Genomic DNA, 25,524 nt, shown 5'->3' with positions numbered 1-25,524 from the left:
CTGATCACGCTGCTCTCCAAGCCTGCCACCAACTTGGGACTGAACATTACCGAGCGTGGAGTGGACTGGGCGCGACGCTGAGCCGCTTGCCCCACATGCGCAAACAGTGCCGGGGCTTTTTGCATCAGGGAATGATCACCCGCTGTGGCGGTGTGGGAGCCGACTCCTAAGATCGCTTTCCTCAGCAAGGGTCATCGCCATGTACAGCCACCGGCAACAATCATTCATCGCCCAGCTCAGCGCCCCAGGTGCGCACCTGAACTTCCTGGATGTGCTGCTGGGGCATCCAGCCAGAATCCCGCTCGCAGGTAGCGGTGGTAGTGTTTTCAGTGGCAGGTTCAGCGAGCGGGATGACTCGCACCTGTTAGGCCACCTGCCCGTTGAACACGCGCCGCCCGCTCCGACGCTGTACTTTCGCCACTCCGAAGACGGTTACCACTTGTATGTAAGAACGCCTGGCAACCATTTCGGCAAAGGCATCAGCCGTGGTAGGCATGGGGAAATCGGTGCCTACCCACTCCAAACCCTCGCCCCCGCCTGCCTCGAGCTGCTCGGCCCCAACGGCCCGCTGATACTCTCGGACATTCCTGTGAACGCCTTCCACTGCGTGTTGCGTGAGCGTGCCTCCGGTATGTGCTTGCATCGCCACAAGCGTTTCGACGCTGCGCACACCTATGTATTTGCCAAGCGCGATGAGAGGATGCGCCTGACCCTCAACATTCTGGAGCGTAACGCCGCATGGCTGAGCGATCCGGATGAGGTATAGGTAGCTAGGGCCCCCGAGGCGGCAAGAGCAATGATTCAGGCGAGCAGCCAATGCCGCCAACGATTACCCTGTGCTCTTCAGCTTTTGAGCACAGGCCTCCTCTTGACCAGAGAACAACTCGAAACCCATCAGACCCTGATCTACTTCGCCGCAGTGTTCGCCGCCATCGCCTTTGGCCTGCTGGCCACCGACGCCGCACGCCACGTGGAAGCCCTGGTCACCCCCGCCATCGCCGTGCTGATGTACGCGATGTTCCTGCAGATCCCCTTCCTAGACTTGCGCCAGGGCCTGGGCAACCGCCGCTTCATGGCCGCGCTATTGCTCGCCAACTTCGTGCTTGTGCCACTGCTGGTGTGGGCCGCCACCCGAGGCCTGGTCGAACACCCGGCAATTCTCATTGGCGCGTTGCTGGTGCTGCTGACACCGTGCATCGACTACGTGGTGGTGTTCACCCACATCGGCAAAGGCGACTCACGCCTGACCCTGGCTGCCACGCCTGTGCTGCTGTTGGTGCAGTTGCTGCTGTTGCCGGTGTACCTCGCGCTGATGCTTGCGGATAACAGCGAAGTGGCAATTTCCATTGCCCCGTTCGTGGAAGCCTTTGTGCTGCTGATCGTGCTGCCGATGGTTCTCGCCATGCTCACCTCAGCCGGTGCGCGTCGCTCGCGGTGGGCCTCGGGGTGGAACGATGCCTGGGCCTGGATGCCGGTGCCGGCGATGGCAGTGGTACTGGTGGCCGTGATCGGTTCGCAGATTGCCGTGGTACTGCGTGATTTCGACCGGTTGCTGCCGGTGATCCCGGTGTACATCGGCTTCATGTTGCTGGCCCCGGTACTCGGGTTGGTCTCGGCACGGCTGTTTCGTTTGCCGGTGGCAGAGGCACGCTCCGTGACCTTCAGCGCCGCCACGCGCAATTCGCTGGTGGTGTTGCCCCTGGCGCTGGCACTGCCGGAAGACATGCGCACACTGGCCGCCGCTGCGGTTATCACCCAGACAATGGTGGAGCTGGTCTTTGAGCTGATCTACGTGCGCGCCATACCGGCACTACTACGCACGTGATAGCCACCCACCCCCTTGTGGGAACGGCCTTGCGCCGCGAAAGGGCTGCGCAGCAGCCCCGAGATCCCACAGACACCCACCGAGCCTCGTTCCCACACTGCTCGGTACACCCGCGCACTAGACATGGGGGAGTGGGCGGAAGCGCTTCCGAATAGGACGGCCATGCTGATCGAACTAGCGTGTGGCCTCCTTGAATCTGCGGAGAATCCCCATGTTCGACCACGTAGCGCACTCCTTCATCGCCACGCTGCAATTTGAAGAAATCCCGATCAATACACTCGACAGCATGACCACCGGCCCCGTGGTCATTACCTCCCTCAAAGGCGTGCCGGGTTACAACATCGAGGGGGGCTGCACACTCGCCGTGCTGGATGGCAGTGATGAAGACTGGCGGCACGGTAAGGAGGTAGGGTTGATCACCTTTGACAAAGCTCCCCAACCAGAACCGCTGAAGCTTTACTTTCGCCACGGCGACAGCGGTTACCGAATCTATCTGCGCAGCGGCGCCCACTTTGGCGAAGGCGTGTTCGTGACCGACGATGGCCTGGTCAATGTGCAGCCGATCGAGGGCAAGGACCCGACCCTGTGGGTTGTAACCGATGCGCAAACCGACGATGCCTTCGACCTGACGCAGTCGGAGGATAACCAGCGGGAAATTCAGCTGGTTACCAACAATGGGCGGGCACTGACGCTGCACAACCTCTACCCAGTAGGCGGGTTTCTGACCATTAATGACGGTGGCCCGCAGGCCATGTTCAACCTGCTGATCGAAGCCCGTGGCGTCGACTGGCTGAGGCCCTGATAAGTGCATTTGCGTACCTGCCTTGCCCTTGCAGGAGCGGGCTTTCCCGCGAACACGGGCATAGCTCGTGCCATCCTCGGCCCCTCCTAAACCATCGAAAATCCAGACATCACGTATTACCCTGTGCTCCCCCGGAGCACAGACCCCACCCTGCCCAGAGACCAACTCGAGCCGTGCTGATGTACGCGATGTTCCTGCAGTTCACCTTCCTCGCCCTGCGCCAGGGCTGGGGCAACCGCCGCTTCATCGCCGCGCTGCTGGTGCTGCTGACGCCCTGCATCGACTACGTGGTGGTGTTCACGCAATAACACCCACCCACCACCTTGTGGGAGCGGCCTTGCGTCGCGAAAGGGCTGCGCAGCAGCCCCAGCATGTTCAAGCGGCACCAACACCGGGACGGCAACAAGACGCCCCAGCACGCACCCTCAAAATCAGCGCCCTTGAGCAGCCAATTCGGCCCTGCGCTTACGCTTGCGTATCTCGGTCCGCACCAAATTCACCGCAATAGCCAACACTGTGAGCCCCGAAGCAATCAGCCACCCTGTCGAAGCCATTGCCTGGAAAAAACCAGGCACAAACGGAACTGCCCCAGCGGTGACGAGCGCAAGGCACAGCCAAGGCATGAAAATGATGTAAAGCAGTGGACCGAAAACGGCGATCTGAAGGACCAAGGTTACTCCGTCAGCCCAGTCGTTCCAGCGTGGCGTAGCCATGTCAATTTTCCTTTTGTCAGCGGCTTTGAGCAGCCGCCAAGGCGCGGTGCGGGTCGGCTTGCGACCAGCCCGTGGTCCTTGGTGGCATCGTTGGATTCTAAGGCAATCGCGCCTGCCTGCCCTCACTGTTGATCCGGTTTTTGAACTGTTAGCCACTGGCGGCCAACAGTTCAAAAATGAAGGATCACACCCTCGGCCTCACTGCCCCGAGCACGGGTCGCCAACAGCGCCCTGCAACAGGCTGGTCTTCCCACACTGCTCACTGGCCAGCCGGCTGATGATCCGGATTGCCTGGTGGATGCCAGCCGTGTTCCGGAAACTCAAATGCGGGTTGTGTTCGCACTCGAGCATTTCGTCGTGCTGCACCAGGGCTTCACCGAGCAGTTCGAGGGTCCAGGCGTAGCTCTGGATTGTGGATAAGCGTTCGAGGTCAGTCATGGGGCACCTGCCTGGGTGCGCAGGTGGGACGGGATGGATCGTAGATCGGGTAGAAACGGTGCGGTTTGGGAGCCGGCGCGGGACGGCGGCGGAGAACGGATGCGAGGATCCGTAATAGATTTCGGGTGGTCATGCATGAGTTCCTTTCGTTGTGGAACTGCCACCGCTCGCGGCCAAGCAAGTTAAGGTGGCAGCAGTACGCGGGTTGGCCGACCGGGACGAAAGGAGCCCGGCACACCCGAAGGTGTCCCGCGCACCACCGCCATAACACGAGATCGCGGGCACAAAAAAAGCGCCTGCGATGAAGACTGGGGCGCTGATGCGCCTTTCGATTCCGACCGGCCAAGGTCGCATCGCCGATGCTTCGGCGATGGAGGGAATTTATCCCCCGACCACTGTTAACGCAAGCGTCCAGTCATGTGAAAGGGCTGCGTGTGCCGTAGGCATATGGCATTTCACACCCGCTCACAAAGCCTGCATCTCAGCAATATCACGCTCTACCTGATCTGCTGAATGATCGAACATCGCCTGTTCCTGCGCATCCAGCGGCAACTCGATCACCCGGGCTATCCCCTTCTGCGCCAGCACGCAGGGGACGCCCATGGCGATACCGGTTCGCCCGTATTCGCCCTCCAGCACCGCGACCGCTGGCAGAATGCGGTTACGCCCGTGGGCGATGGCATCCACCATCTGCGCAATGGCCACGCCCGGCGCATCGCAGGCACTGCCTATCTTCTTCAACCCGAGAATCTCACCGCCCCCCTTGCGCGTGCGCTCCACGATTCGCTCAATCTGCTCATCGGATAGGAAGTGCGACAGAGGCACCGAGCCGATCTGGCAGTAGCGCATCAGCGGCACCATGCTGTCGCCATGCCCGCCCAGCACCAGCGCCGTGATATCCCGAGCAGAAAACCCCGTCTCCTCGGCGATGAAACACTTCATCCGCGCGGTATCCAGCACCCCGGCCTGGCCGAACACGCTGCCCCGGCCGAGCGGGCTGAGCGAGCAGGCCCGATAGGTCAGCACATCGACCGGGTTCGACACCACCAGCACCGTCGCTGCCGGGGCATGACGATTGATGTCCTGCATGATGCCGTCGAGAATGGGCAGGTTGATGCTCAGCACATCCTGGCGCGACTGGCCAGGTTTGCGCGGCACACCTGCGGTAATCACCACCAGCTCCGAACCCTGCAGCAATTCGGCCTTGGACCCGCCGACAACCCGGGTATCAGAACCTGACTCGACCGCCGCCTGCCAGACGTCCAGCGCCTTGCCCTGCGCCAGTTCACCCTGCACGTCCATCAACACCAACTCACGGCACAACTCATCCCGGGCGATGATCTGCGCCGCCGCCTCGCCCACTAGGCCGGCACCCACGATTGTCAGTTTGTTCACCAGACACCTCCCAGCGGCGCGCGCCACCAGGAACACGCCTGCGTATAGGAAGAAGTATTGCCCGCCGTGGCCAAAAGGCCACCCGAAGGCGATGCCTGGCTGTAGACAAGACCACCTGCGCTTGACAGCGTCCCGTCGCACCGCGAATACTTCGGCCAGATTCATATAGATGACCAAATAACAAGGTGAATCGCTTCATGAACGCTTTGCCCAGCGATGCTCGTTTACCCGGCGCGGCACCTCCGTCCGTCGGCCTCAGTGCCATTCCTCCCAGCTCCGAATCTTCCATCTCAGGGCAACAGCCTGTGAGCGGCAGTTATCGGAACGCCGCTTTCTCTCCAGCGAAACCCTAGCTGCACCTGCAGCGGTCGCCCTTGCTTGGCATTGCCCGTAGTGGCGCCTGTCACTCCTGCAAATATTGAGTGCAGATCGAGCGCCAGCCCAACCGAGATCCCTTGAATGACTCCCGTAGATATACAGCTGTTACTGACTGCCTTGATCAGCGTCCTGGTGCTGGTGACGCTCATCGTGTCGCGCCTCAGGATGCACCCGCTGCTGGCCTTGCTGGTGGTGTCCATTGGGGTAGGTTTTGCCACCCGCATGGAGCCAGGCAGCATCGTCTCGCACTTGCTCACTGGCGCCGGAAAAACCTTGGGGGCCGTTGGGGTGGTGATCGCGCTTGGCGCGATGCTAGGCAAGATACTGGCTGACGCTGGCGTCACGGAGCAGGTCGCGGACGTCATCCTCAAGCGCACCTCAGACCGCATGATCCCGTGGGCCATGATGCTGGTTGCCTTTGTCATTGGCATCCCCATGTTCTTCGAGGTGGGCCTGGTGATCATGTTGCCGCTGATATTCAGCGTGGCGCGCAAGCTCGAAGGCCAGGCTCGCTTCAAAGGCTCGGCGTACGTGTATGTAGGTGTGCCGGTGATTTCGGCGCTTGCCGCCATGCACGGCATGGTACCGCCGCACCCTGGCCCCTTGACCGCCATCGCCGTGCTCAAGACCTCGGTTGGGCCCACCATGCTCTATGGCTTCCTTGCGGCTATGCCGGCAATGATCCTGGGCGGCCCGCTGTATGGCATGTTCATTGCGCCGCGCATGAGCACGCGGCCCGACCAGGCTCTACTCGACCAGTTCACACTGGCTGAAAAAGCCGATGGCCAACCCCGCCCCGGCGTATTGATCGGCATGCTGGCCGCGTTGCTACCGGCGATCCTGATGCTGGTGCACGCCGTCGCCGAGATGGTGCTGCCCAAGGGCAATGCGATTCTGGAAATGGCCAGCTTCCTAGGCAACCCGCTGATCGCCATGTTGCTGGGCGTGCTCTTCGCCGGTGCGAGCCTGGTACTGGCGCGCGGCGGCGACGCAGATCAGCTGCGCGATGCGCTGGGCAAAAGCCTCAAGCCTATCGCCTCCATCATCATGATCATCGCCGGCGGCGGGGCGTTTCAGGAAATGCTGACCAGCGCCAAGGTTGGCGATGCGATTGTGCACCTGACTCAGCAATCGGCCTTCCCTCCGTTGCTGCTGGGGTGGTTGATCGCGATGTTGCTGTCGGTGTCTACCGGTTCCGCCACGGTGGGTATCGTCGGGGCTGCCGGCCTGCTGGCGCCGCTTGCAGGTGCAGACCCTAGCCTCAACCTGCCTTTGCTGGCCTTGTCCATCGGCTGCGGTTCGCTGTTCTTCAACTATGCCAATCATGCAGGCTTCTGGATGGTGAAGGAGTCCTTCGGCATGACCATGGGCGAAGCGACCAAGACCATCTCGGTAATTCAGTCCATCGTGGCAGTGGTTGGCTTGATCGTGGTGTTGGTGTTGAACGCGGCGATTACAGTGGGTTGAACCGGATTCCCGGTGGGAGCTGGCTTGCCGGCGATGGGCTGCATAGCAGCCCCCTGCCGCCTCACAGTTTCTCTGCTACCAGGGCGTAACACATGGGTATCTGCGCCTCTCCCTGCGTGTAGACGTCGTAAAGATCCTCCCGATTGGAATGCGCGTATTCGTTGAATGCGCAAAGCCTCAGCCCCGCACCAACGACCCCCATGAGCTGATCGCTCAGCCGGTGCACATGCCAGTAAGACTGCTGCCCGTTCGCCTCGCCCTTGCCTTCGTAGACAATTGCGACGGACTCGACCAGCGGCTCGGCCTGGAAGTAGGACGTGCTGATGCGCCATGGGTCGCTGGCTTCGGGATCGAGCATTTCCAGAAACGGGTGCGTCTCGTATATCACCAACTTCCCGCCCGGTTTCAGCGTCCTGGCAACGTGGCTGAAGAACAGACCGAGGTCGGGCATCCAGTTCACAACACCGATGGTGATCAAGGCGACATCGAAGCGTTCGTTGAGCGTTGCCGGCAACTCGTGAATGTCTGCCTCGACGAACTCGGGTGAATACTGGGATCTCTCGGCCAGCTCATGCGCCTGCTTGAGAAATTCCGAAGACTGATCGACACCCATCACTTCCAGTGCGCCGAGGGCAAACAGCGATAGTGCTTCGCGGCCATTGTTGCAGCCCAACTGGATGACGGCCTTTCCCGTCAGGCCTACTTGGTTCAACTGTTCAGTAAGGGTCGAATCGAGGCAGGAAAAGGCCTTGTCCGCCACTGCGTCGGTTAGTCGAGCCCACTCAGCGCTGCGCCGGTGATAGTCGGCGGAGGCATTCCACGCGTCACGGTTGCTGGCGATGACATCCTTGTGCGAAACCATCTTGAACCTCAGCTTTGATTGTTGAGGTGTCTGACATTAGCAGCTGCGCCAGCGCTTGGCTGGCGGCAGCGGTGCCTGCTTCAATCGGCTGGATCACACACGTCGTTGGGCTCGATCATCTTGCCGCATTGCTCACTGGCCAGCCGGCTGATGATGCGGATCGCCTGGTGAATACCTGCAGTGTTGCGCAAGCTCAGTTGAGGGTTATGTTCGCACTCGAGCATCTCGTCGTGCTGGACCCCAAGTCTTCGAGCCACTGGGTGCGACGTACAGGTACATGCCCCCTCCGTCGAACAGTTTGTAGGCCCGATCACGCGGTTTGGCCGTGCGGCATTTGAGGTCGCTGAGCGGAGTGGCTAGGCGTGGCATAGGGGTACGTTCTCCATGCAGGAAAGACGCTGTACCCCAAAAATACCCCCGGTTATTGGGGATTTAGTTGGTTCCCGACGGAGGGTCGTGGAAACGAAAAACCGGCCAGAAGGCCGGTTTAGAGGGCTTCCAAAGCATTCAGCGGAATACAGTGGAGCTGGATATGGTGCCGGAGACAGGAATCGAACCTGCGACCTTCGCGTTACGAGTGCGCTGCTCTACCGACTGAGCTACACCGGCGTGTAGCGCAACGTACCACTGCCGCACCCGTTACGCAAACCCCTGTTTCGCTTGCTTATTGCCCTACCCTCACGCCCCTTTGCAGCCGCTCGGGGCCAGGTCTTCTTCGATCGTGGTGGTGCAGCTCCAGCCGGTTGCCGAACGGGTGAGGGTTACGGCTTTACCGACCACGTTGGCGGGCGCGTCGACCAGAGTGCAGACGATGCTGCCGGTGCCGCTGGCCGCTGTGCCTTGGGCAGTGATCGCGCAGTGGGTGGTCGCGGGCTGGCCGCCGAGCACCGCTACATCCGCCACGTCCTTGCCTTCGTTCAACCGCAGGTCCATCGCTGTCTTCAGCGCGGTAATTTCCAGCAACCCGGCAGCCGCTTTGGTGCGTGACTGGTGGTTGGTGTACATCGGTATGGCGATGGTCGCCAGGATGCCGATGATCGCGACGACGATCATCAGTTCGATCAGGGTGATACCGCGTTGCCCTTTCATGAACGGTTCCTTTTTCACACGTATTCGTTGAGGTCGCTTCGACCCCGGCTGGCAGCGGCGCAGTAGGCCTGAACAGACACCTTTTGTCACCCCTGCCCGTCAGGGCGTCATCATCGCTGAACTACTCTAGTGAGCATCAGCAACGCGCGCCCCTTCATGGACACGACAAGCTGTTTCCAGGCTTGTCGCACGGGCAAAAAGGACCTTTGCATGAATCCTTCGAAACACCTCTATGCCTGGCATGGCACCGATGGCAATGGCGCGGCGGTCAGCGGGCAGGTGGCTGGGCGTAGCCCGGCTTACGTACGTGCAGGCTTGCAGCGCCAAGGCATACGGGTTGCCGGGTTGCGGCCTGCCGGCGGGATGGCGTGGCGGCTACCGACATTGCGCGAGAAGACCGACCCGGCAGGTTTCAGCCGGCAGTTGGCGACTTTGCTCAAGGCCGGTGTGCCGTTGCTGCAGGCGTTCGACGTGATGGGGCGCAGTGGTTGCAGCGCTGGGCAGGCGGCGTTGCTGGCGCGATTGAAACAGGATGTGGCGGCGGGCCTTGGGCTGGCGGATGCGTTACAGCGCCATCCGCTGTGGTTCGATGGGTTGTACTGCAACCTGGTGCGGGTGGGGGAGCAGTCGGGCACGCTGGACCGGCAGCTTGAACAACTGGCGGGCATGCTGGAGCAGGGGCAGGCGCTGCGCAAGCGGGTGCGCAAGGCGATGCTTTATCCCCTGCTGCTGTTGCTGACCGGGTTGGGCGTGTCGGCGATCTTGTTGCTGGAAGTGATCCCGCGCTTTCAAAGCTTGTTTGCGGGGTTTGATGCGGCATTGCCCGCGTTCACTCAGTGGGTCATCGACTTGTCCACAGGGCTGGGTCGGCATGCGCCAGCTTTGTTGATAACTGCCATTGTGTTGGTTTTGGGTGTGCGTGAGCTTTATCGAAAACATGAACCTGCGCGCCTGTGGATATCTTGCCAGGTGCTGCGTTTGCCGGTATTCGGCAAGCTGCTGGGGCAGGCAGCGTTGGCACGTTTTGCCCGTAGCCTGGCCACGGCGTACGCCGCCGGGGTGCCGTTGCTCGATGCGTTGGGTACGGTAGCGAAGGCCAGTGGTAGCGACTTGCACGAGCGGGCTATTGTGCGGCTGCGCCAGGGCATGGCCAATGGGCAGGGGCTTAACCAGGCGATGGCGGTGGAGCCGTTGTTTCCGCCGTTGCTGGTGCAGCTGACGGCCATCGGCGAATCGAGCGGTACACTGGACCAGATGCTGGAAAAATCCGCCAGCCATTACGAGGAACAGGTCAGCCAGGCGCTGGACCAGTTGACCAGCCTGCTGGAGCCGGCCATCGTGCTGATCCTGGGCTTGCTGGTCGGTGGCCTGGTGGTGGCGATGTACCTGCCGATCTTCCAGTTGGGTAGTTTGATCTGAACATGAATTCATGGACTTTGCTGGCCGAGCAGCCGGCGTACTTCACCGCCTTGGCGGCAGCGCTTGGCTTGTTGATTGGCAGCTTCATCAATGTGGTGGTGTACCGCCTGCCGATCATGCTGGAGCGCCAATGGCAGCGTGAGGCCCAGGAGGTACTGGGCCTGCCAACCACCGAGCACGAGCGTTTTGACCTGTGCCTGCCCGCGTCCCGTTGCCCGCACTGTGGCCACTCGATTCGCGCGTGGGAGAATATCCCGGTGCTGAGTTACCTGGCCCTGCGCGGGCGCTGCTCTGCTTGCAAACAACCGATCAGCGCGCGCTATCCATTGGTGGAACTGGCCTGTGCCCTCTTGTCACTGGCAGTTGCCTGGCATTCTGGGCCGGGGTTGGAGGCGATGGCGCTGCTGCTGTTCACATGGAGCCTGCTGGCGCTGAGCCTGATCGACCATGACCAGCAGCTTTTGCCGGATGTGTTGGTGCTGCCGATGCTCTGGCTGGGTTTGATCGTCAATACCTTCGACACGGTGGTGCCTTTATCCAATGCCGTCTGGGGGGCCGTCGCCGGGTACCTCAGCCTGTGGACAGTTTATTGGGTGTTCAAACTGATCACCGGGAAGGAAGGCATGGGCTATGGCGACTTCAAGCTGCTGGCGCTGATCGGTGCCTGGGGCGGCTGGCAGGTGGTGCCGCTGACCTTGATGCTGTCGTCAGTGGTCGGCGCGGTTGTCGGCGTGTGTTTGTTGAGGCTGCGCAAGCATTCGATCGGCACTGCCATACCTTTTGGCCCTTATCTGGCCATTGCGGGGTGGATTGCTGTGCTCTGGGGTGATGAAATATACGCCTCATACCTGCAACTGCTTGGATACTGATGACCACTGCGGCCTTCACCCCCTGGATTCTCGGCCTTACCGGCGGCATCGGCAGCGGCAAGAGTGCCGCCGCCGAGCGCTTTGTCGAGCTTGGCGTGCACCTAGTCGATGCCGACCAGGCGGCGCGCTGGGTTGTAGAGCCGGGCCGCCCGGCGCTGGCAAGCATCGTCGAGCGCTTCGGCGCTGGCGTATTGCAGGAAGACGGCCAGCTCGATCGCGCGGCGTTGCGCCAGCTGATCTTTGCCGACCCGGCACAGCGCAAATGGCTGGAACAACTGCTGCACCCGCTGATCGGGCAGGAGATTTTCAGCTACCTGGCCAAGGCCGAATCGCCCTATGCGGTGTATGTGTCGCCGCTGCTGATCGAGTCTGGCCAGTATCAAAAAACCCAGCGTGTACTGGTGATCGATGCACCGCAGGAGCTGCAGGTGGCGCGCACTCTGCTGCGTGACAACACCAGTGCCGAGCAGGTGCAGGCGATTCTCAAGGCTCAGTTGGCCCGCGAGGAACGTTTGCGCCACGCCGATGATGTGGTGGTCAACGACAGTGACCTTGCCACGCTGCATGCGCAGATCGACCGACTGCACCACTTTTACCTGACTTTACGAGGAGGCCAGCCATGAGCCAGCCATTGACCGTCGACTGCCCGACCTGTGGCGCACCTGTGGAATGGAGCGAGAAGAGCGCTTTCCGGCCGTTCTGTTCTGACCGTTGCAAATTGATCGATCTGGGGGCGTGGGCGGCTGAGGAGCACAAGATTGCGGGGTCGGAGGAATCCGAAGATGAACTGTATTCGGGGGATCTGGAACCGCGTCATTGAGTTGAGTGCTTTTGGCCTGCTTTGCAGGCCATCGCCGGCAAGCCAGGTCCTACAACGACTGGCGCAACAATTACGGCCGGCGCGGTGCCTGTGGGAGCCGGCTTGCCGGCGGGGTCGGAAGAATCCGAAGATGAGCTGTATTCGGGGGATCTGGAACCGCGGCATTGAGTTGAGTGCGTTTGGGCCTGCTTTGCAGGCCATCGCCGGCAAGCCAGCTCCTACAAGGGCTGGCGCAAAAATTACGGCCAGCGCGCTACCTGTGGGAGCCGGCTTGCCGGCGATGAGGCCGACACAAACTACCGCTCATCATCCTTCCACGGCGCCTGCAAATACCGCGTGCGATTGAAGGTCTCCAGCCATTCCGGGCTGAACACCACCAGGGCACTGATCACCATGCCGTTGATGAACGCCTCCGGGAACATCATCAGCCACAGGTAGCCGACAAAGTCGCTGAGCCATTCTGGCATGGCGAAACGCCCGTCCAGCCACAGCAGCCCTAGCCCGGCCAGCAGGCATACCAGCACGGTCAGTGCGGCGGGAAAAAAGCCCGAGCAGAAGATGTAGACGAACAGGTTACGCGGCTGCGCGCGTTCAACCAGGATCGCGCACACTTCGGTAATCAGCACCGGCAGGCCGATCAGCAGCAGGCCGTTGACCCCAAGGGCTGCGAGGTCTTGCCGCCCAAGCGCCAGCAAACCGAGCTGGGCGAGAAAGCCGCCGAGTACCGCCAGTGGCCAGTCCAGTAGCAAGGTCACGGCGGTCATACCGATGAAGTGGTACGACACGCCGGTGTCAAAATCGCGCCTCACCAACCACAACGCAAACAGGCAAAACACCGTGCCGAACAGCAGGTGCTGCCGGCGGTTGTCGGCAAACAGTTCCACCCAGCGGGTACGGCCAACCGCCCACAGCAATAAAGGGACATAACCCAGCCAACCCAGTGTGAGGCTGGTGCTGGACAAGACGTGCGCGCTGATCACCTGACGAATGCCCCTGGCTACCCTGTGGACATACCTGAGTCTACACCCATTGGAAAACAGCATCTTATCGTCATGGTTTAGCGTCTAAGCTTGTGTGCATGGATGACTCAGACTACCTGCGCCTGCTCACCATCCAGGCCGAACAAGCCAACGCCTTCCTCTCCAATGCACGCAAATGGGAGCGGGAGCGTTGGGTATGCCAGCGCCTGCTGCAGGGGCTGAACATCCCCTATCGCGGCGAAGAATTTACCCCGGCCGGCCAGGAGCCGCCGGATGTGCTGTTTCGCGATGCGTCGTTCGAGGTGTTTTTCGTGCTCGATGAAGGCCGCCGCCTCAATGATGAGTGGCGTGAAGAGCTGCAGCGTCGGCGCAGTGCCTTTTCCCTGGCTCAGCTGGTGCGGCGCGAGGCCCGGCCCAGGCGCATCGCCGCCACCGAATTGCTGGCGCGGCTGGCGCCGACCTTGCGCAAAAAGGCACACAACTACCGGGAACGCGGGCTGGACCTGAGCGAGCTGGACATCATTGCCTTCGCCAGCCTCAAGCGCGAAGTGCTCGACCTCAATACCCACTTCCCGCCGCCCACCGAATACCTGCGCCAGGGCTGGCGGTCGCTGTCGCTGGTGGGGCCGACCTTTGCCCGGGTGCTGTTCGCCCACCCCGACGCGCCGGATTTTCTGCGCGGCAACCTGGGGCGCAGCATTGTTTTCGACGTGGGCATCAGTCTTTGATCCAGTGCCGAGAGTCTTTGCGATGGCGTACACTCGGCGCCAGGGATAGAAAGCTTTATCATTTGTCTCAAGTACTTGCCCGAACCCTGTAGCGTTCGCGCAGTCACATACGTCTACCTGACGAGGCCCTGCCATGACCAGCCGACTGAACCCGGAAGATCAGCGTCGTGTCGATGAGTACCTGCAAGCCCCTCAGCACCAAGTCGAGCGCAAGCCCTTCCGGCCGTGGCTGCTCCTTGTGCTGGTGCTGGCGGTGACCATCGGGTTGGGCCTCATCAGCCGCCTGTTGAGTGGACTGGTGCTATGAGCTGCCTCGCGCTCGCCCTCCCCTCATGCAGTTTGCGGCCGGCCCCCAGGGCCACGAATTCCGTAAACCTTATGAGATATCCCCATGACTCATCGCATCGTGATTGTCGGCGGCGGCGCCGGCGGCCTGGAACTGGCGACCCGCCTGGGTAAAACCCTGGGCAAGCGCAAGCAGGCCGAGATTACCCTGGTCGACGCCAACCTCACGCACATCTGGAAGCCACTGCTGCACGAAGTGGCCGCCGGCTCGCTCAACTCCTCGGAAGACGAACTGAACTACGTGGCCCAGGCCAAGTGGAACCACTTCAACTTCCAGCTGGGGCGCATGAGCGGCCTGGACCGTGAAGGTAAGCAGATTCAACTCGCTGCCACCCTCGACGAAGATGGCCGCGAGCTGGTGCCTGCGCGCACCCTGCGCTACGACACCCTGGTAATCGCCGTGGGCAGCAATACCAACGACTTCGGCACCCTGGGCGCGGCGCAGCACTGCCTGTTCCTGGATACTCGCAAGCAGGCCGAGCGCTTCCACCAGCAGCTGCTCAACCACTACCTGCGCGCTCATGCGGGCGACCAGGCCAGTGAAAAGATCAGTGTGGCCATCGTCGGCGCCGGTGCCACCGGTGTCGAGCTGGCGGCAGAGCTGCACCACGCCGCTCACGAATTGGCTGCCTATGGCCTGGACCGCATCCAGCCCAAAGACATGCACATCACCGTGATCGAAGCGGGCCCGCGGGTGCTGCCGGCACTGCCGGAGCGCATCAGTGTGCCGGTGCACAAGACGCTGGAAAAACTCGGCGTGACGGTGATGACCAACGCCTCGGTCAGCGAAGTGACCGCGGATGGCCTGAAAACCGCCAATGGCGACGTGATCCAGGCCAGCCTGAAGGTGTGGGCGGCCGGTATTCGTGCGCCCGGCTTCCTCAAGGACATCGATGGCCTGGAAACCAACCGCATCAACCAGCTGGTCGTGCGCCCTACCCTGCAAACAACCCGCGACGATGACATCTTTGCTTTCGGCGACTGCGCCGCCTGCCCGCAACCAGGCAGTGACCGCAACGTGCCGCCACGCGCCCAGGCGGCGCACCAGCAAGCGGAAATGTTGGCCAAGAGCCTGAAGGCACGCCTCGAGAACAAGCCGCTGCCCACCTACGCCTACAAGGACTACGGTTCGCTGGTGTCGTTGTCGCGCTTCTCGGCGGTGGGTAACCTGATGGGTAACCTGATGGGCAGCGTCAAGCTTGAGGGCTGGCTCGCGCGGATGTTCTATGTGTCGCTGTACCGCATGCACCAGATGGCGCTGTATGGGTTCTTCCGTACGGCGATGATGATGCTGGGTAGCAAGATTGGCCGGGGCACTGAGCCGCGGCTTAAGCTGCACTGATAGTTAAAAGCCCAGCTCAGTGAGCTGGGCTTTTTTTGGCTGCGGCAACTGTGGCAGCTTACTGATGTGGGAGCGGGCTTGCGCGGGCTGCGGACTCCGTGACTTTTTCGAGACAAAAGAAAAAGGGCATCTCTGTCGAGATGCCCTCTTTACATGGTGGGTCGTGTAGGATTCGAACCTACGACCAATTGGTTAAAAGCCAACTGCTCTACCAACTGAGCTAACGACCCTGAAAATGGTCGGGGTGAGGGGATTCGAACTCCTGACATCCTGCTCCCAAAGCAGGCGCGCTACCGGACTGCGCTACACCCCGAGATTGGCTCCGCGACCTGGACTCGAACCAGGGACCCAATGATTAACAGTCATTTGCTCTACCGACTGAGCTATCGCGGAACTGAACTTCGGTACATCTTTACTGCATCGAAGTCTGTGTTAGCTTCGATCTCTTCAGCTTCTTGGCTTTCGCTTTGTCGCTGCTGAGGCCGGCTATTCTACATTCTTCGTTTTGCTTGTCAACCACTTTTTTTCATTCAACTTACTGATTTCTAAGTTGTTTTGCTAACACCGATGTTCCTGGTGATTCGCTTAGTGCCTGACAACGCGGCGTATATTAGGGGCACTCTTGAAACCGTGCAAGCGTTTTTTTCAAAAATTTCAGCAAGTTATGAAAAAAAATGGCGAGGGCCTGATTTTGCGGGGTTTGGGTGGGCGTCTTCGCCGGCAAGCCGGCTCCCACAAGGGGCCGCGTTGGCTGCAGAAACACAGCGGCCATAAAAAAGCCCCGCAGGTGCGGGGCTGATTTTTGCAGCGGATGGATCAGGCAAACACGATTTCTTCGCCTTCTACCTTGGCCGTGATCGCCGAGCCCGGCAAGAATTTGCCAGCCAGGATCATTTGCGCCAGCGGGTTCTCGATCCAGCGCTGGATCGCCCGCTTCAACGGCCGTGCGCCATACACCGGGTCGTAACCCACCGCGATCAGCTTGTCCAAGGCTTCCGGGCTGAGGTTCAGCGCCAGTTCGCGCTCAGCCAGGCGGCTGCGCAGGCGGCCAAGCTGGATCTCGGTGATGCCGGCGATCTGCTCGCGGCCCAGGGGCTCGAACACCACCACTTCGTCGACCCGGTTGATGAACTCCGGACGGAAGTGCGAACCCAAGGCGTCCATCACCGCCGCACGCTGAGCATCGCGATCGCCCACCAGTTCCTGGATCTGCGCCGAGCCCAGGTTGGAGGTCATCACGATCACCGTGTTGCGGAAGTCCACCGTACGGCCGTGGCTGTCGGTCAGGCGGCCATCTTCAAGCACTTGCAGCAGCACGTTGAACACATCCGGGTGGGCTTTCTCCACCTCGTCCAGCAGTACCACCGAGTAAGGCTTGCGGCGTACCGCTTCGGTCAGGTAACCGCCCTCTTCATAACCTACATACCCTGGTGGGGCGCCGATCAGGCGAGCCACGGAGTGTTTCTCCATGAACTCGGACATGTCGATGCGCACCATGGCCTCTTCGGTGTCGAACAGGAACTCGGCCAGCGCCTTGCACAGCTCGGTCTTGCCCACGCCGGTCGGGCCGAGGAACATGAACGAACCACTTGGCCGGTTCGGATCGGACAGGCCGGCACGCGAGCGGCGCACGGCGTTGGCCACGGCAGTCACGGCTTCGTTCTGGCCGATCACGCGCTGGTGCAGCAGGTCTTCCATTTTCAGCAGCTTCTCGCGCTCGCCTTCGAGCATCTTGGCCACTGGGATGCCGGTCCATTTGGACACCACTTCGGCAATCTCTTCCTCGGTCACCTTGTTGCGCAGCAGCTGGTTCTCGGTCTTGCCGTGCTGGTCGACCATCTGCAGGCTGCGCTCCAGGTCCGGGATCACACCGTACTGCAGCTCGGCCATGCGGCTCAGGTCGCCTTTGCGACGGGCAGCTTCAAGCTCCTGGCGGGCCTGCTCGATCTTTTGCTGGATCTGCGCCGAGCCCTGCACTTCGGCTTTTTCGGACGCCCAGATTTCTTCCAGGTCGGAATACTCGCGCTCCAGGCGCTCGATTTCCTCGGTCAGTTTTTCCAGGCGTTTTTTCGCCGCTTCGTCTTCTTCTTTCTTGAGTGCCTGCGATTCCACCTTCAGCTGGATCAGACGACGGTCGAGACGGTCGAGCACTTCCGGCTTGGAGTCGATCTCCATGCGGATGCGGCTGGCCGCTTCGTCGATCAGGTCGATGGCCTTGTCCGGCAGCTGGCGGTCGGTGATGTAGCGGTGGCTGAGCTTGGCCGCAGCAATGATGGCGCCGTCGGTGATGGCCACCTTGTGGTGCACTTCATAGCGCTCTTTAAGGCCGCGCAGGATGGCGATTGTGTCTTCCTCGCTCGGCTCTTCCACCAGTACTTTCTGGAAGCGGCGCTCCAGGGCGGCGTCCTTCTCGATGAACTGGCGGTATTCGTTGAGCGTGGTGGCACCGACGCAGTGCAGCTCACCACGGGCCAGGGCCGGTTTGAGCATGTTGCCGGCGTCCATGGCGCCCTCGCCTTTACCGGCGCCGACCATGGTGTGCAGCTCGTCGATGAACAGGATGATCTGGCCTTCCTGTTTGGACAGCTCGTTGAGCAGCGACTTTAGGCGCTCTTCGAACTCGCCGCGGTACTTGGCACCGGCGATCAGCGCACCCATGTCCAGCGCCAGCAGGCGCTTGCCTTTGAGGCCGTCGGGCACTTCACCGTTGATGATGCGCTGGGCCAGGCCCTCGGCAATGGCGGTCTTGCCCACACCGGGTTCGCCGATCAGCACCGGGTTGTTCTTGGTACGGCGCTGCAGCACCTGCACGGTGCGGCGGATTTCGTCGTCACGGCCGATCACCGGGTCAAGCTTGCCTTCTTCGGCACGCTTGGTCAGGTCGACGGTGTACTTGTCCAAGGCCTGGCGCGACTCTTCGGCGTTGGCGTCATTCACCGCTGCGCCGCCGCGCAGGTTGTTGATGGCGTTTTCCAGGGCCTTCTTGCTTACGCCCTGGCTCAACAGCAACTTGCCGAGCTTGCTGTTCTCGTCCATGGCGGCCAGCAGCACCAATTCACTGGAAATGAACTGGTCGCCTTTCTGCTGGGCCAGGCGGTCGGCCTGGTTGAGCAGGCGCGCCAAGTCCTGCGACATGTTCACGTCGCCGGTGGGGTTCTGGATTTTCGGCAGCTGGTCGAGTTCTTTTACCAGTGCCTGGCGCAGGCTGTTGATGTCGAAGCCGACCTGCATCAGCAGCGGCTTGATCGAACCACCTTGCTGCTCGATCAGCGCCTGCAGCAGGTGCAGGGGCTCGATAGCGGGGTGGTCCATGCCAACGGCCAGGGACTGGGCATCGGAAATCGCTAATTGAAGCTTGCTGGTTAAACGGTCTATTCGCATGGGAGTACCTTCCTGTAAGGGCAGGTCGGAGCGATGGACAGCACCTTTAATGAAGAAACCTGCCTGAGATGAGCTTATAGATAAGGCTGATTCTGGAAGATTCAAGCGTAGCGGGGTTGACCGAGGTCAGCCTGATGGATTAACGGTGCCCCAATCGCCGGCAAGCCGGCTCCCACAAGAAGGCGCAAACTTCAAGCAAGGTGGGTACTTGTAGGAGCCGGCTTGCCGGCGATGAGGCCGGGCCTGTCAGCGAGGATCCAGCCAGACCAAAGAAGCAAACCGCCCACCCTGCGGGGTACGGCGATAGGAGAAGAACCGCTCATCGCTGACCGTGCAGTAACCACCGCCATAAACCGCAGTCACACCGCGCGCCGCCAGGCGAATACGCGCCAGCTCATAGATGTCGGCCAGCAACTTGCCCGGCCGCTCACCGTCGACAAATGCTCTGGTAGCCTCCGGGTGCACCGCCGTGAAGGCATCACGCACTTCCAGGCCTACTTCGAAGGCCTGCGGGCCGATGGCCGGGCCCAACCACACCAGCACTTCTTCAGGCGGCAAGGCCAAGCGGTCCAAGGTGGCTTCCAACACGCCACCAGCCAGCCCGCGCCAGCCAGCATGCGCCGCCGCTACACGGGTACCGGCGCGGTCGCAGAACAGCGCTGGCAGGCAATCGGCAGTCATCACGGTGCAGGCGATGCCGGGCTGGTCGGTCCAGCTGGCGTCGGCTTCGGCGACCACGGACGGGTCGGCATCCGCCACCACCAGGCCATGCACCTGTTTGAGCCAGGCGGGCTGGATGGCGAATTCGTCGCTCAGGCGACGGCGGTTCTCGGTGACAGCCTGCGGCTCATCGCCCACATGGTCACCCAGATTGAAGGATTCGTAGGGCGGCAGGCTGATGCCGCCCTGACGGGTGGTGACGCAGGCGCGGACCGAGGCCGGGGCGGGCCAGTCGGGGAACAGCAGCGACTGCGCCAGGCCACTCATCCCACAAAGCTCTCGCGGTCCTGGTTGAGCAGCGACAGCAACCAGACGAAATCATCTGGCAGTGGCGATTCCCACTTCATGATCTCACCGGTAATCGGGTGAGCCAACGCCAGGAAACGCGCGTGCAGCGCCTGGCGCGGGAAGGTCTTGACCGCCTCGACCATGGTTGGGCTGGCAGCCGGTGGAATGCGGAAGCGCCCACCGTACGTCTGGTCGCCGACCAGCGGGAAACCAACATGGGCCATGTGTACACGGATCTGGTGAGTACGGCCGGTTTCCAGCTTGACCCGCACGTGGGTGTGGGAGCGGAAGCGCTTGAGCACGCGGTAGTGGCTGACCGCCGGCTTACCGCCGTCGGTGACTGCCATGCGCTGGCGCATACCGCCGTGGCGGCCGATCGGGGCATCGATCTTGCCACCGGCCGTTACCACACCAATCACGATGCACTCATAGATGCGGCTGACTTTACGGCTTTGCATCTGCTCGACCAGCTTGGTCTGCGCCTGCAACGTCTTGGCCACCACCATCAGGCCGGTGGTGTCTTTGTCCAGGCGATGAACGATACCGGCGCGCGGCACGTTGACGATATCTGGCACGTGGTGCAGCAACGCATTGAGCAGCGTACCACTGGCATGACCGGCGGCCGGGTGCACAACCAGCCCGGCGGGCTTGTTGATGACCATGATATGTTCGTCTTCGTAGACGATATCCAGCTCGATATCTTCGGCGATCCACTCGCCCTGGGCCTCTTGCTCGGCCTCCAGCGCCAGCAGCGAGCCACCATGGACGGTATCTCGAGGGCGCACGACGGCGCCATCGACCGTCAGGCGGCCCTCTTTGATCCACGTAGTAAGCCGCGAACGCGAGTACTCGGCGAACAATTGGGCGGCGACCTGGTCGAGGCGTTGACCGCCCAGTTCGGACGGTACCTCTGCGCTAAGTTGAATGATCTCGGACATGCTCGATTCGGCGGGCGCACAGCCTTTGGTTTCGGCTGCGAGCTTGTGGTTAAATACGGCTTCTTTTGTCCCGGGGTTGGCCGGGGCGCTCATCATAACAGGACGGCACCGCCCAAGACAGCGGCCGTCAAAGGGACGCAAGCCGCCATGCAAGTGAAACACCTGCTGCTGATCGCCATCCTCGGGCTTACCGCGGCCTGTTCCTCTAATAAAGAGGTGATTGACGAGAACCTCAGCGAGGCCGAGCTGTACCAGCAGGCCCAGGCTGACCTGGACAACTCCAGCTACACCAGCGCCGTGAACAAGCTCAAGGCCCTGGAGTCGCGCTACCCGTTCGGCCGTTATGCCGACCAGGCGCAGCTAGAGCTGATCTACGCCAACTACAAAAACTCCGAGCCGGAGGCCGCCAAATCGGCTGCCGAGCGCTTCATCCGCCTACACCCGCAGCACCCGAACGTCGATTACGCCTACTATCTCAAGGGCCTGACCTCGTTCGACCAGGACCGTGGCCTGTTGGCGCGCTTCCTGCCGCTGGACATGACCAAGCGTGACCCGGGCGCCGCGCGCGACTCGTACAACGAGTTCGCTCAGCTGACCAGCCGCTTCCCCAACAGCCGCTACGCCCCGGACGCCAAGCAGCGCATGATCTACCTGCGCAACCTGCTGGCCTCCTACGAGATCCACGTGGCTGACTACTACCTGAGCCGCCAGGCTTATGTCGCTGCCGCCAACCGTGGCCGCTACGTGGTAGAGAACTTCCAGGAAACCCCATCGGTCGGCGACGGCCTGGCCGTGATGGTCGAGTCGTACCAGAAAATGCACCTGGACGAACTGGCCGCCACCAGCCTGGAAACCCTCAAGCTCAACTACCCTGACCACCCGAGCCTGGTCGATGGCGAGTTCCAGCCCAAGCAGACCGAGTCTGACGGCCGTGGCTGGTTGTCCAAGGCCACCCTGGGCCTGATCGAAACCGACGCGCCGCTGCCGCCGGGTGAAACCCGCGCCAATCAGGACGTGGTCCGCCAGTTCCAGGACGCCCGCGCCGAGATGCCGCAGGACCTGCTGCCGAAAGACGAAAACGGCGACCCGATCCTGCCGGAAGGCCCGAAAGAAGCCGAAAAAGACCGCTCCTGGTTCAGCTACATGACCTTTGGTCTGTTCGACTGATTCATCGTGGTACGAGAAAGGGAGGCCTTGGGCCTCCCTTTTTTATTGGCCGCGCCCTAGACTGTCGGCTTCTCCAATAGACAAGCTGGACACCATGGTTCGCCTACTTTTCTGGATCGCCCTGATCGCCGCCGCGTTCTGGCTGTGGCGCAAATTCAAGATCAGCCAGCAATCGCCATCCGGGCCGAAACTCGACGCGCCGCTGCAGATGGTGCGCTGCGCCCATTGCGGCGTGCACCTGCCCAATGACCGGGCGTTGCACCGGGGCAATGAGTGGTATTGCAGCCAGGCCCACCTGCAGCAGGGGCCTGGCCAATCGCGTTGATTCGGTGTGGGCCTCTTCGCGGGGCAAGCCCGCTTCCACAGTTGAAATGCATGCCTTCAGCGCAGTGATTATCTGTGGGAGCGGGCTTGCCCCGAGAAGCACGCGTTGATCATGCGATCAATCACACCAGCCACTTGTCCCTCCCCGACCCTTTCGCACCATTTACGACCCCTACCCCTCCGCCAGCATTGACCCACCCCGGCAAAATTCGCTAAATCCTATTTATCCGCATAAATATGAAAAATAGCGAAATGCTCAAACCCAAACGCAAGCGCCAGAAGTTGTCCGACGTGATCGTCGAATCGGTCAAGCGCTCGATCGTCACCGAAGCCTTGCACCCAGGCGACCGCTTGCCCACCGAGCGTGAGCTGATGGAGCACTTCGAATGCTCGAAAGGCACCGCCCGCGAAGCGCTCAAGGCGCTGGAAGTCGAAGGCCTGGTCAGCACCCGCACCGGCCCTGCCGGCGGCGCCTACCTGAACGAAGTCGGCACCGAACCGGCCAGCCGTGCCCTGCGCAACTACCTGCACTTCCAGCACCTGGACGGCGAGCAGGTGTACCAACTGCGCAAGGTCATTGAGGTGGAGCTGGCAGTGTCGGTGATGGGGCAACTGAGCGAAGCCGACTACGCCGCGCTGCAGGCCAACATCGATTTCTGCAGCGCCCCGGAAGACAGCGAAGAAGGCCAGCGCGAGCAACGCCTGGCAGAACTGGAGTTCCATACCCTGCTGGCACACCGCTGCCCCAACCCGCTGCTGCGCTTCATGGCGGTGTTCCTCAACGACCTGCTGCGCGACCTGGTGGTGCTGAAGAAGGCCTACCTGCCCAAGCGCCAGCAGTTCGCCGCCGCCAACATCGACTACCACAAGCAACTGTTGCTGGCCCTGCGCGCCAGCGACGAGCCCGCCGTGCGCCGACTGATGCACGAGCACATGTGTGACGCCGAGCACCACATGACCGCGCTGGAAGGCGAGGTCGCCCGCAACTTTTTGCTGGAGTTCCCACACAACCACTGATCCGCCTGGACAGAGGCCTGCACACAGGCCCGGCCGCACCGCTTTGTCATTGCACTCCTGCCTAATAACCACAACCAAGGAGTTACTCATGCAAAGACGTACCCTGCTCAAGGCAGGCCTTGCCTTGGGTGCCTTCGGTAGCCTCCCCTTGGGGGCGCACCGGGCATTCGCCGACGAACCGCTGACCTTCTACGGGCTCAAATCCATGTCTGGCGCCTTCGCCAGCTACGGCAAGTACGCCGACATGGGTTCGCGCCTGGCCATCGCCGAGCACCCGCAACTGCTCGGCCGCCCGCTCAAGTACAAAGTCATCGACACCGAAGGCAACGCCGGCAAGGCGGTGCGCAAGGTACAGGAAGCCATCGGCCAGGATGGCGCACGCTTCTTCCAGGGCTGCACCCTGTCGTCCTCGGCGCTGGCCGTGTCGAAGGAAATCCACAAGGCAGGCGGTGTGTTCATGACGCCGGTCGGTGCCGACGAGATCACCGGCAAGGACTGCAACGCGTCGACCTTCCGTTGGTCGGTGCCCACCTATGGCGCCATCCGCGAGACGCTGATCCCGATGATTCGCCAGCTGCCGCAGGCCAAGCGCTGGTACACCATCACCCCGCAATACGTGTTCGGCGATGCGCTGCTGGACAACGCCCGCAAGGTGTTCGCCGAGTTTGGCGTGGAACACATCGGCAACAGCTACCACTCGCTGCAGGAACAGGAATTCTCCGGGTACCTGACCAACGCCATCGCCGCCAAACCCGACGTGCTGGTGCTGCTCAACTTCGGCAGCCAGTCGTCCAACGCTTTGCGCCAGGCGGTCAACTTCGGCATCAAGGACCGCATGAAAGTGCTGATGGTGTGGTCGGCCGGGCTCGACCAGTTCCAGGAGCTGGGCAGCGACGTGCTCGAAGGCGTGTACTTGGGCGCGCAGTACTGGCACCAGGTCGATACACCCCTGAACAAACAGCTGGTCGCCGCCACCCAGAAGGCCTATGGCATCAACCCCAACTACCCGCTGGCGGCCGACTACATCGGCACCAAGGTCATGCTCGATGCCATTACCAAAGCCGGCAGCCTGGATGGCGCCAGCGTGTCAGCCGCCTTGCAGGGCATGCGCTTCCAGGGCCCTACCGGCGAAGAGCTGATCCGCCCCGGCGACCACCAGGTGCTCAAGGACTACTACTTGTTGCGCGGCAAGCCCCAGGGGCAGATGCGCGACGAGGACGACCTAGCCGAAGTCATCAGCTCGGGGCGCTCGTTCGTCGAAGTCGACCACACCGGTTGCGCCTTGGCCTGAAGCTGCGGCGTTAGTCAAAACCACTCGTACAGGCAGGCGCAGCGCGCACTGTCGAGGGCACACTCATGCTCGATTTGTACCTGTTCCAACTGCTCAACGGCCTGGGCCTGGGGATGATCTACTTCCTCATCGCCGTGGGCCTGACGATCATTTTCGGCCTGCTCAACTTCGTCAACTTCGCCCACGGCGCGTTTTTCTTGCTGGGCGCGTACCTGTGCTACACCGCCGTGGCGATCACCGGCAACTTCTGGCTGGCCCTGCTGATCGCCCCGCTGGTGGTCGCGGCGCTGGCCTGGGCGGTAGAGCGGTTGTTGATCAAGCGCATCTACCACTTGCCGCACACCTTCCAGATCCTCGTCACCCTGGGCATAGCGCTGATCATCCAGGAAGCCTCGGTGCTGATCTGGGGCCCGGTGGGCAAAAGCATCGCAGTGCCACCGGAGCTGCGCGGGGTGCTGATCGTCGGCGACTTCATCTACCCGTACTACCGCTTGTTCCTCATCGGCTTCGCGGCGCTGATCGGCCTGGGCCTGTGGCTGCTGCTGGAGCGCACCCGCTTTGGCGCGCTGGTGCGCGCAGGCAGCGAGAGCACCGAAACCGTGTCGCTGCTGGGCACCAACATCTTCCGCCTGTTCTCACTGACCTTTGCCCTGGGCGTGGGCCTGGCCGGCGTGGCGGGGGTGCTGTTCGCACCGCTGCGGGGTGCCCAACCCTTCGTCGGCCCAGAAATCCTCGGCATCGCCTTTGTAGTGGTGGTGATCGGCGGCATGGGTTCGTTCGGCGGCGCGCTGGTGGGCGGCCTGCTGGTGGGTGTGGTGCAAAGCATGATGACCAGCCTCTGGCCGCAAGGCGCCAGCTTGATGATCTACGGCGCGATGGCGGCGGTGATCCTGGTTCGCCCCTATGGCCTGTTCGGGAGAGCATGA

At 61.8% G+C, this 25,524-nt stretch carries 26 protein-coding genes, 4 tRNA genes and 2 pseudogenes; 17 read left to right on the top strand and 15 right to left on the bottom strand.

Translation table 11 applies throughout. The features are described from left to right. The first annotated feature begins 199 nt into the window (after positions 1-199). The 4 genes and pseudogenes from ACFY68_RS15805 to ACFY68_RS15790 form a co-directional block, all read left to right on the top strand. The gene (locus ACFY68_RS15805) at positions 200-766 is read left to right on the top strand and encodes a hypothetical protein (protein ID WP_387528941.1); all 567 of its coding nucleotides are present in this window, start codon (positions 200-202) and stop codon (positions 764-766) included. Between the two features lie 102 nt (positions 767-868). Further along, the gene (locus tag ACFY68_RS15800) at positions 869-1,825 is read left to right on the top strand and encodes an arsenic resistance protein (RefSeq protein WP_387528938.1); all 957 of its coding nucleotides are present in this window, start codon (positions 869-871) and stop codon (positions 1,823-1,825) included. A gap of 211 nt (positions 1,826-2,036) precedes the next feature. Then, positions 2,037-2,627 carry a hypothetical protein gene (locus tag ACFY68_RS15795; RefSeq protein WP_387528935.1) on the top strand — a complete coding sequence of 197 codons (591 nt, stop codon included), beginning with the start codon at positions 2,037-2,039 and terminating at the stop codon, positions 2,625-2,627. A gap of 161 nt (positions 2,628-2,788) precedes the next feature. Next, positions 2,789-2,929: pseudogene (locus tag ACFY68_RS15790) on the top strand (arsenic resistance protein); the annotation flags it as partial. Between the two features lie 129 nt (positions 2,930-3,058). Here ACFY68_RS15790 and ACFY68_RS15785 read toward each other — a convergent pair. The 3 genes from ACFY68_RS15785 to ACFY68_RS15775 form a co-directional block, all read right to left on the bottom strand. Next, positions 3,059-3,340 carry a hypothetical protein gene (locus tag ACFY68_RS15785; RefSeq protein ID WP_387528932.1) on the bottom strand — a complete coding sequence of 94 codons (282 nt, stop codon included), beginning with the start codon at positions 3,338-3,340 and terminating at the stop codon, positions 3,059-3,061. A gap of 198 nt (positions 3,341-3,538) precedes the next feature. Beyond that, complete coding sequence (locus ACFY68_RS15780; RefSeq protein WP_387528929.1) at positions 3,539-3,778, bottom strand: hypothetical protein; 240 nt, start codon at positions 3,776-3,778, stop codon at positions 3,539-3,541. 465 nt (positions 3,779-4,243) lie between these two features. Then, on the bottom strand, positions 4,244-5,173 hold the full coding sequence (locus tag ACFY68_RS15775) for a malate dehydrogenase (protein ID WP_387528926.1): 930 nt from the start codon (positions 5,171-5,173) through the stop codon (positions 4,244-4,246). A 459-nt stretch (positions 5,174-5,632) separates the two neighbouring features. On the opposite strand from ACFY68_RS15775, the gene ACFY68_RS15770 reads away from it, so the two are divergent. Further along, entirely contained in the window at positions 5,633-7,018 is a 1,386-nt protein-coding gene (locus ACFY68_RS15770) for a GntP family permease (protein ID WP_387528923.1), read from the top strand. A gap of 61 nt (positions 7,019-7,079) precedes the next feature. Here ACFY68_RS15770 and ACFY68_RS15765 read toward each other — a convergent pair whose 3' ends face one another. The 5 genes and pseudogenes from ACFY68_RS15765 to ACFY68_RS15745 all read right to left on the bottom strand — a co-directional run bounded on the left by ACFY68_RS15765 (position 7,080) and on the right by ACFY68_RS15745 (position 8,969). Then, the gene (locus ACFY68_RS15765) at positions 7,080-7,880 is read right to left on the bottom strand and encodes a class I SAM-dependent methyltransferase (RefSeq protein ID WP_387528920.1); all 801 of its coding nucleotides are present in this window, start codon (positions 7,878-7,880) and stop codon (positions 7,080-7,082) included. 80 nt (positions 7,881-7,960) lie between these two features. Then, positions 7,961-8,137 (bottom strand): hypothetical protein, encoded by a 177-nt coding sequence (locus tag ACFY68_RS15760; RefSeq protein ID WP_387529228.1) that lies wholly within the window; start codon positions 8,135-8,137, stop codon positions 7,961-7,963. Further along, positions 8,121-8,249, bottom strand: a pseudogene (locus tag ACFY68_RS15755) (Arm DNA-binding domain-containing protein); the annotation flags it as partial. The pseudogene ACFY68_RS15755 and the gene ACFY68_RS15760, both read right to left, overlap by 17 nt. 164 nt (positions 8,250-8,413) lie before the next feature. Further along, a tRNA-Thr gene (locus tag ACFY68_RS15750) sits at positions 8,414-8,489 on the bottom strand. A gap of 69 nt (positions 8,490-8,558) precedes the next feature. Next, positions 8,559-8,969 (bottom strand): pilin, encoded by a 411-nt coding sequence (locus ACFY68_RS15745; RefSeq protein ID WP_346615907.1) that lies wholly within the window; start codon positions 8,967-8,969, stop codon positions 8,559-8,561. 210 nt (positions 8,970-9,179) lie between these two features. Between ACFY68_RS15745 and ACFY68_RS15740 the strand changes: the two genes are divergently transcribed. From ACFY68_RS15740 to yacG, 4 genes are read left to right on the top strand one after another with little or no spacing between them, the layout of a single operon-like run. Further along, positions 9,180-10,388 (top strand): type II secretion system F family protein, encoded by a 1,209-nt coding sequence (locus ACFY68_RS15740; protein WP_387528917.1) that lies wholly within the window; start codon positions 9,180-9,182, stop codon positions 10,386-10,388. A gap of 2 nt (positions 10,389-10,390) precedes the next feature. Continuing rightward, positions 10,391-11,257: a prepilin peptidase gene (locus tag ACFY68_RS15735; protein ID WP_387528914.1), complete on the top strand. Its 867-nt coding sequence runs from the start codon at positions 10,391-10,393 to the stop codon at positions 11,255-11,257. Continuing rightward, the gene (gene coaE / locus ACFY68_RS15730; RefSeq protein WP_387528911.1) at positions 11,257-11,880 is read left to right on the top strand and encodes a dephospho-CoA kinase; all 624 of its coding nucleotides are present in this window, start codon (positions 11,257-11,259) and stop codon (positions 11,878-11,880) included. The genes ACFY68_RS15735 and coaE overlap by 1 nt, the downstream gene beginning before the upstream one ends. Continuing rightward, on the top strand, positions 11,877-12,077 hold the full coding sequence (gene yacG, locus ACFY68_RS15725; protein ID WP_252826628.1) for a DNA gyrase inhibitor YacG: 201 nt from the start codon (positions 11,877-11,879) through the stop codon (positions 12,075-12,077). The genes coaE and yacG overlap by 4 nt, the downstream gene beginning before the upstream one ends. Positions 12,078-12,373: 296 nt before the next feature. Here the strand turns inward: yacG and ACFY68_RS15720 are convergent, their stop codons facing one another. Beyond that, on the bottom strand, positions 12,374-13,120 hold the full coding sequence (locus ACFY68_RS15720) for an energy-coupling factor ABC transporter permease (RefSeq protein ID WP_387528906.1): 747 nt from the start codon (positions 13,118-13,120) through the stop codon (positions 12,374-12,376). Between the two features lie 35 nt (positions 13,121-13,155). Between ACFY68_RS15720 and ACFY68_RS15715 the strand changes: the two genes are divergently transcribed. From ACFY68_RS15715 to ACFY68_RS15705, 3 genes are all read left to right on the top strand, one after another. After that, positions 13,156-13,785, top strand: a complete 630-nt coding sequence (locus tag ACFY68_RS15715; RefSeq protein WP_346615902.1) for a DUF1780 domain-containing protein — start codon at positions 13,156-13,158, stop codon at positions 13,783-13,785. A gap of 133 nt (positions 13,786-13,918) precedes the next feature. Continuing rightward, on the top strand, positions 13,919-14,092 hold the full coding sequence (locus ACFY68_RS15710; protein WP_346615901.1) for a DUF3094 domain-containing protein: 174 nt from the start codon (positions 13,919-13,921) through the stop codon (positions 14,090-14,092). Positions 14,093-14,176: 84 nt separating this feature from the next. Next, the gene (locus tag ACFY68_RS15705; RefSeq protein ID WP_387528902.1) at positions 14,177-15,472 is read left to right on the top strand and encodes an NAD(P)/FAD-dependent oxidoreductase; all 1,296 of its coding nucleotides are present in this window, start codon (positions 14,177-14,179) and stop codon (positions 15,470-15,472) included. 154 nt (positions 15,473-15,626) lie between these two features. On the opposite strand, the gene ACFY68_RS15700 is transcribed toward ACFY68_RS15705, so the two are convergent. The 6 genes from ACFY68_RS15700 to rluD form a co-directional block, all read right to left on the bottom strand. Next, a tRNA-Lys gene (locus tag ACFY68_RS15700) sits at positions 15,627-15,702 on the bottom strand. 6 nt (positions 15,703-15,708) lie between these two features. Then, positions 15,709-15,785, bottom strand: a tRNA-Pro gene (locus ACFY68_RS15695). Between the two features lie 4 nt (positions 15,786-15,789). After that, positions 15,790-15,865 (bottom strand) — tRNA-Asn (locus tag ACFY68_RS15690). Between the two features lie 423 nt (positions 15,866-16,288). Beyond that, positions 16,289-18,853 (bottom strand): ATP-dependent chaperone ClpB, encoded by a 2,565-nt coding sequence (clpB, locus tag ACFY68_RS15685; protein WP_387528899.1) that lies wholly within the window; start codon positions 18,851-18,853, stop codon positions 16,289-16,291. 246 nt (positions 18,854-19,099) lie between these two features. Further along, a complete protein-coding gene (pgeF, locus tag ACFY68_RS15680) occupies positions 19,100-19,840 on the bottom strand; it encodes a peptidoglycan editing factor PgeF (RefSeq protein ID WP_387528896.1) in 741 nt (246 codons plus the stop codon). After that, complete coding sequence (gene rluD / locus ACFY68_RS15675) at positions 19,837-20,799, bottom strand: 23S rRNA pseudouridine(1911/1915/1917) synthase RluD (RefSeq protein ID WP_346615897.1); 963 nt, start codon at positions 20,797-20,799, stop codon at positions 19,837-19,839. The genes pgeF and rluD overlap by 4 nt, the downstream gene beginning before the upstream one ends. 147 nt (positions 20,800-20,946) lie before the next feature. Between rluD and ACFY68_RS15670 the strand changes: the two genes are divergently transcribed. From ACFY68_RS15670 to ACFY68_RS15650, 5 genes are all read left to right on the top strand, one after another. Further along, a complete protein-coding gene (locus ACFY68_RS15670) occupies positions 20,947-21,966 on the top strand; it encodes an outer membrane protein assembly factor BamD (protein WP_387528892.1) in 1,020 nt (339 codons plus the stop codon). A 94-nt stretch (positions 21,967-22,060) separates the two neighbouring features. Beyond that, a complete protein-coding gene (locus ACFY68_RS15665; protein ID WP_346615895.1) occupies positions 22,061-22,291 on the top strand; it encodes a PP0621 family protein in 231 nt (76 codons plus the stop codon). A 251-nt stretch (positions 22,292-22,542) separates the two neighbouring features. Beyond that, positions 22,543-23,307, top strand: a complete 765-nt coding sequence (locus ACFY68_RS15660) for a FadR/GntR family transcriptional regulator (protein ID WP_387528889.1) — start codon at positions 22,543-22,545, stop codon at positions 23,305-23,307. An 88-nt stretch (positions 23,308-23,395) separates the two neighbouring features. After that, complete coding sequence (locus tag ACFY68_RS15655; RefSeq protein WP_387528886.1) at positions 23,396-24,598, top strand: ABC transporter substrate-binding protein; 1,203 nt, start codon at positions 23,396-23,398, stop codon at positions 24,596-24,598. Positions 24,599-24,663: 65 nt separating this feature from the next. Next, complete coding sequence (locus ACFY68_RS15650) at positions 24,664-25,524, top strand: branched-chain amino acid ABC transporter permease (protein WP_232884943.1); 861 nt, start codon at positions 24,664-24,666, stop codon at positions 25,522-25,524.

Origin of the sequence: Pseudomonas sp. NPDC012596 (genome assembly GCF_042902325.1) — a bacterium.
GTDB lineage: Bacteria > Pseudomonadota > Gammaproteobacteria > Pseudomonadales > Pseudomonadaceae > Aquipseudomonas.
Note: the sequence above shows the minus strand (reverse complement) of the source record. Positions and strands in the feature narration are given on the sequence as shown.

What these genes read in the sequence shown, in the direction of transcription:
- ACFY68_RS15745 (WP_346615907.1), bottom strand. Translation starts at nt 8,969, where the DNA reads ATGAAAGGGCAACGCGGTATCACCCTGATCGAACTGATGATCGTCGTC.
- ACFY68_RS15805 (WP_387528941.1), top strand. Translation starts at nt 200, where the DNA reads ATGTACAGCCACCGGCAACAATCATTCATCGCCCAGCTCAGCGCCCCA.
- ACFY68_RS15780 (WP_387528929.1), bottom strand. Translation starts at nt 3,778, where the DNA reads ATGACTGACCTCGAACGCTTATCCACAATCCAGAGCTACGCCTGGACC.
- ACFY68_RS15650 (WP_232884943.1), top strand. Translation starts at nt 24,664, where the DNA reads ATGCTCGATTTGTACCTGTTCCAACTGCTCAACGGCCTGGGCCTGGGG.
- ACFY68_RS15655 (WP_387528886.1), top strand. Translation starts at nt 23,396, where the DNA reads ATGCAAAGACGTACCCTGCTCAAGGCAGGCCTTGCCTTGGGTGCCTTC.
- ACFY68_RS15720 (WP_387528906.1), bottom strand. Translation starts at nt 13,120, where the DNA reads ATGCTGTTTTCCAATGGGTGTAGACTCAGGTATGTCCACAGGGTAGCC.
- ACFY68_RS15765 (WP_387528920.1), bottom strand. Translation starts at nt 7,880, where the DNA reads ATGGTTTCGCACAAGGATGTCATCGCCAGCAACCGTGACGCGTGGAAT.
- ACFY68_RS15715 (WP_346615902.1), top strand. Translation starts at nt 13,156, where the DNA reads ATGGATGACTCAGACTACCTGCGCCTGCTCACCATCCAGGCCGAACAA.
- coaE (WP_387528911.1), top strand. Translation starts at nt 11,257, where the DNA reads ATGACCACTGCGGCCTTCACCCCCTGGATTCTCGGCCTTACCGGCGGC.
- clpB (WP_387528899.1), bottom strand. Translation starts at nt 18,853, where the DNA reads ATGCGAATAGACCGTTTAACCAGCAAGCTTCAATTAGCGATTTCCGAT.
- ACFY68_RS15735 (WP_387528914.1), top strand. Translation starts at nt 10,391, where the DNA reads ATGAATTCATGGACTTTGCTGGCCGAGCAGCCGGCGTACTTCACCGCC.
- pgeF (WP_387528896.1), bottom strand. Translation starts at nt 19,840, where the DNA reads ATGAGTGGCCTGGCGCAGTCGCTGCTGTTCCCCGACTGGCCCGCCCCG.
- ACFY68_RS15770 (WP_387528923.1), top strand. Translation starts at nt 5,633, where the DNA reads ATGACTCCCGTAGATATACAGCTGTTACTGACTGCCTTGATCAGCGTC.
- ACFY68_RS15660 (WP_387528889.1), top strand. Translation starts at nt 22,543, where the DNA reads ATGCTCAAACCCAAACGCAAGCGCCAGAAGTTGTCCGACGTGATCGTC.
- ACFY68_RS15795 (WP_387528935.1), top strand. Translation starts at nt 2,037, where the DNA reads ATGTTCGACCACGTAGCGCACTCCTTCATCGCCACGCTGCAATTTGAA.
- yacG (WP_252826628.1), top strand. Translation starts at nt 11,877, where the DNA reads ATGAGCCAGCCATTGACCGTCGACTGCCCGACCTGTGGCGCACCTGTG.
- rluD (WP_346615897.1), bottom strand. Translation starts at nt 20,799, where the DNA reads ATGTCCGAGATCATTCAACTTAGCGCAGAGGTACCGTCCGAACTGGGC.
- ACFY68_RS15665 (WP_346615895.1), top strand. Translation starts at nt 22,061, where the DNA reads ATGGTTCGCCTACTTTTCTGGATCGCCCTGATCGCCGCCGCGTTCTGG.
- ACFY68_RS15705 (WP_387528902.1), top strand. Translation starts at nt 14,177, where the DNA reads ATGACTCATCGCATCGTGATTGTCGGCGGCGGCGCCGGCGGCCTGGAA.
- ACFY68_RS15740 (WP_387528917.1), top strand. Translation starts at nt 9,180, where the DNA reads ATGAATCCTTCGAAACACCTCTATGCCTGGCATGGCACCGATGGCAAT.
- ACFY68_RS15710 (WP_346615901.1), top strand. Translation starts at nt 13,919, where the DNA reads ATGACCAGCCGACTGAACCCGGAAGATCAGCGTCGTGTCGATGAGTAC.
- ACFY68_RS15785 (WP_387528932.1), bottom strand. Translation starts at nt 3,340, where the DNA reads ATGGCTACGCCACGCTGGAACGACTGGGCTGACGGAGTAACCTTGGTC.
- ACFY68_RS15670 (WP_387528892.1), top strand. Translation starts at nt 20,947, where the DNA reads ATGCAAGTGAAACACCTGCTGCTGATCGCCATCCTCGGGCTTACCGCG.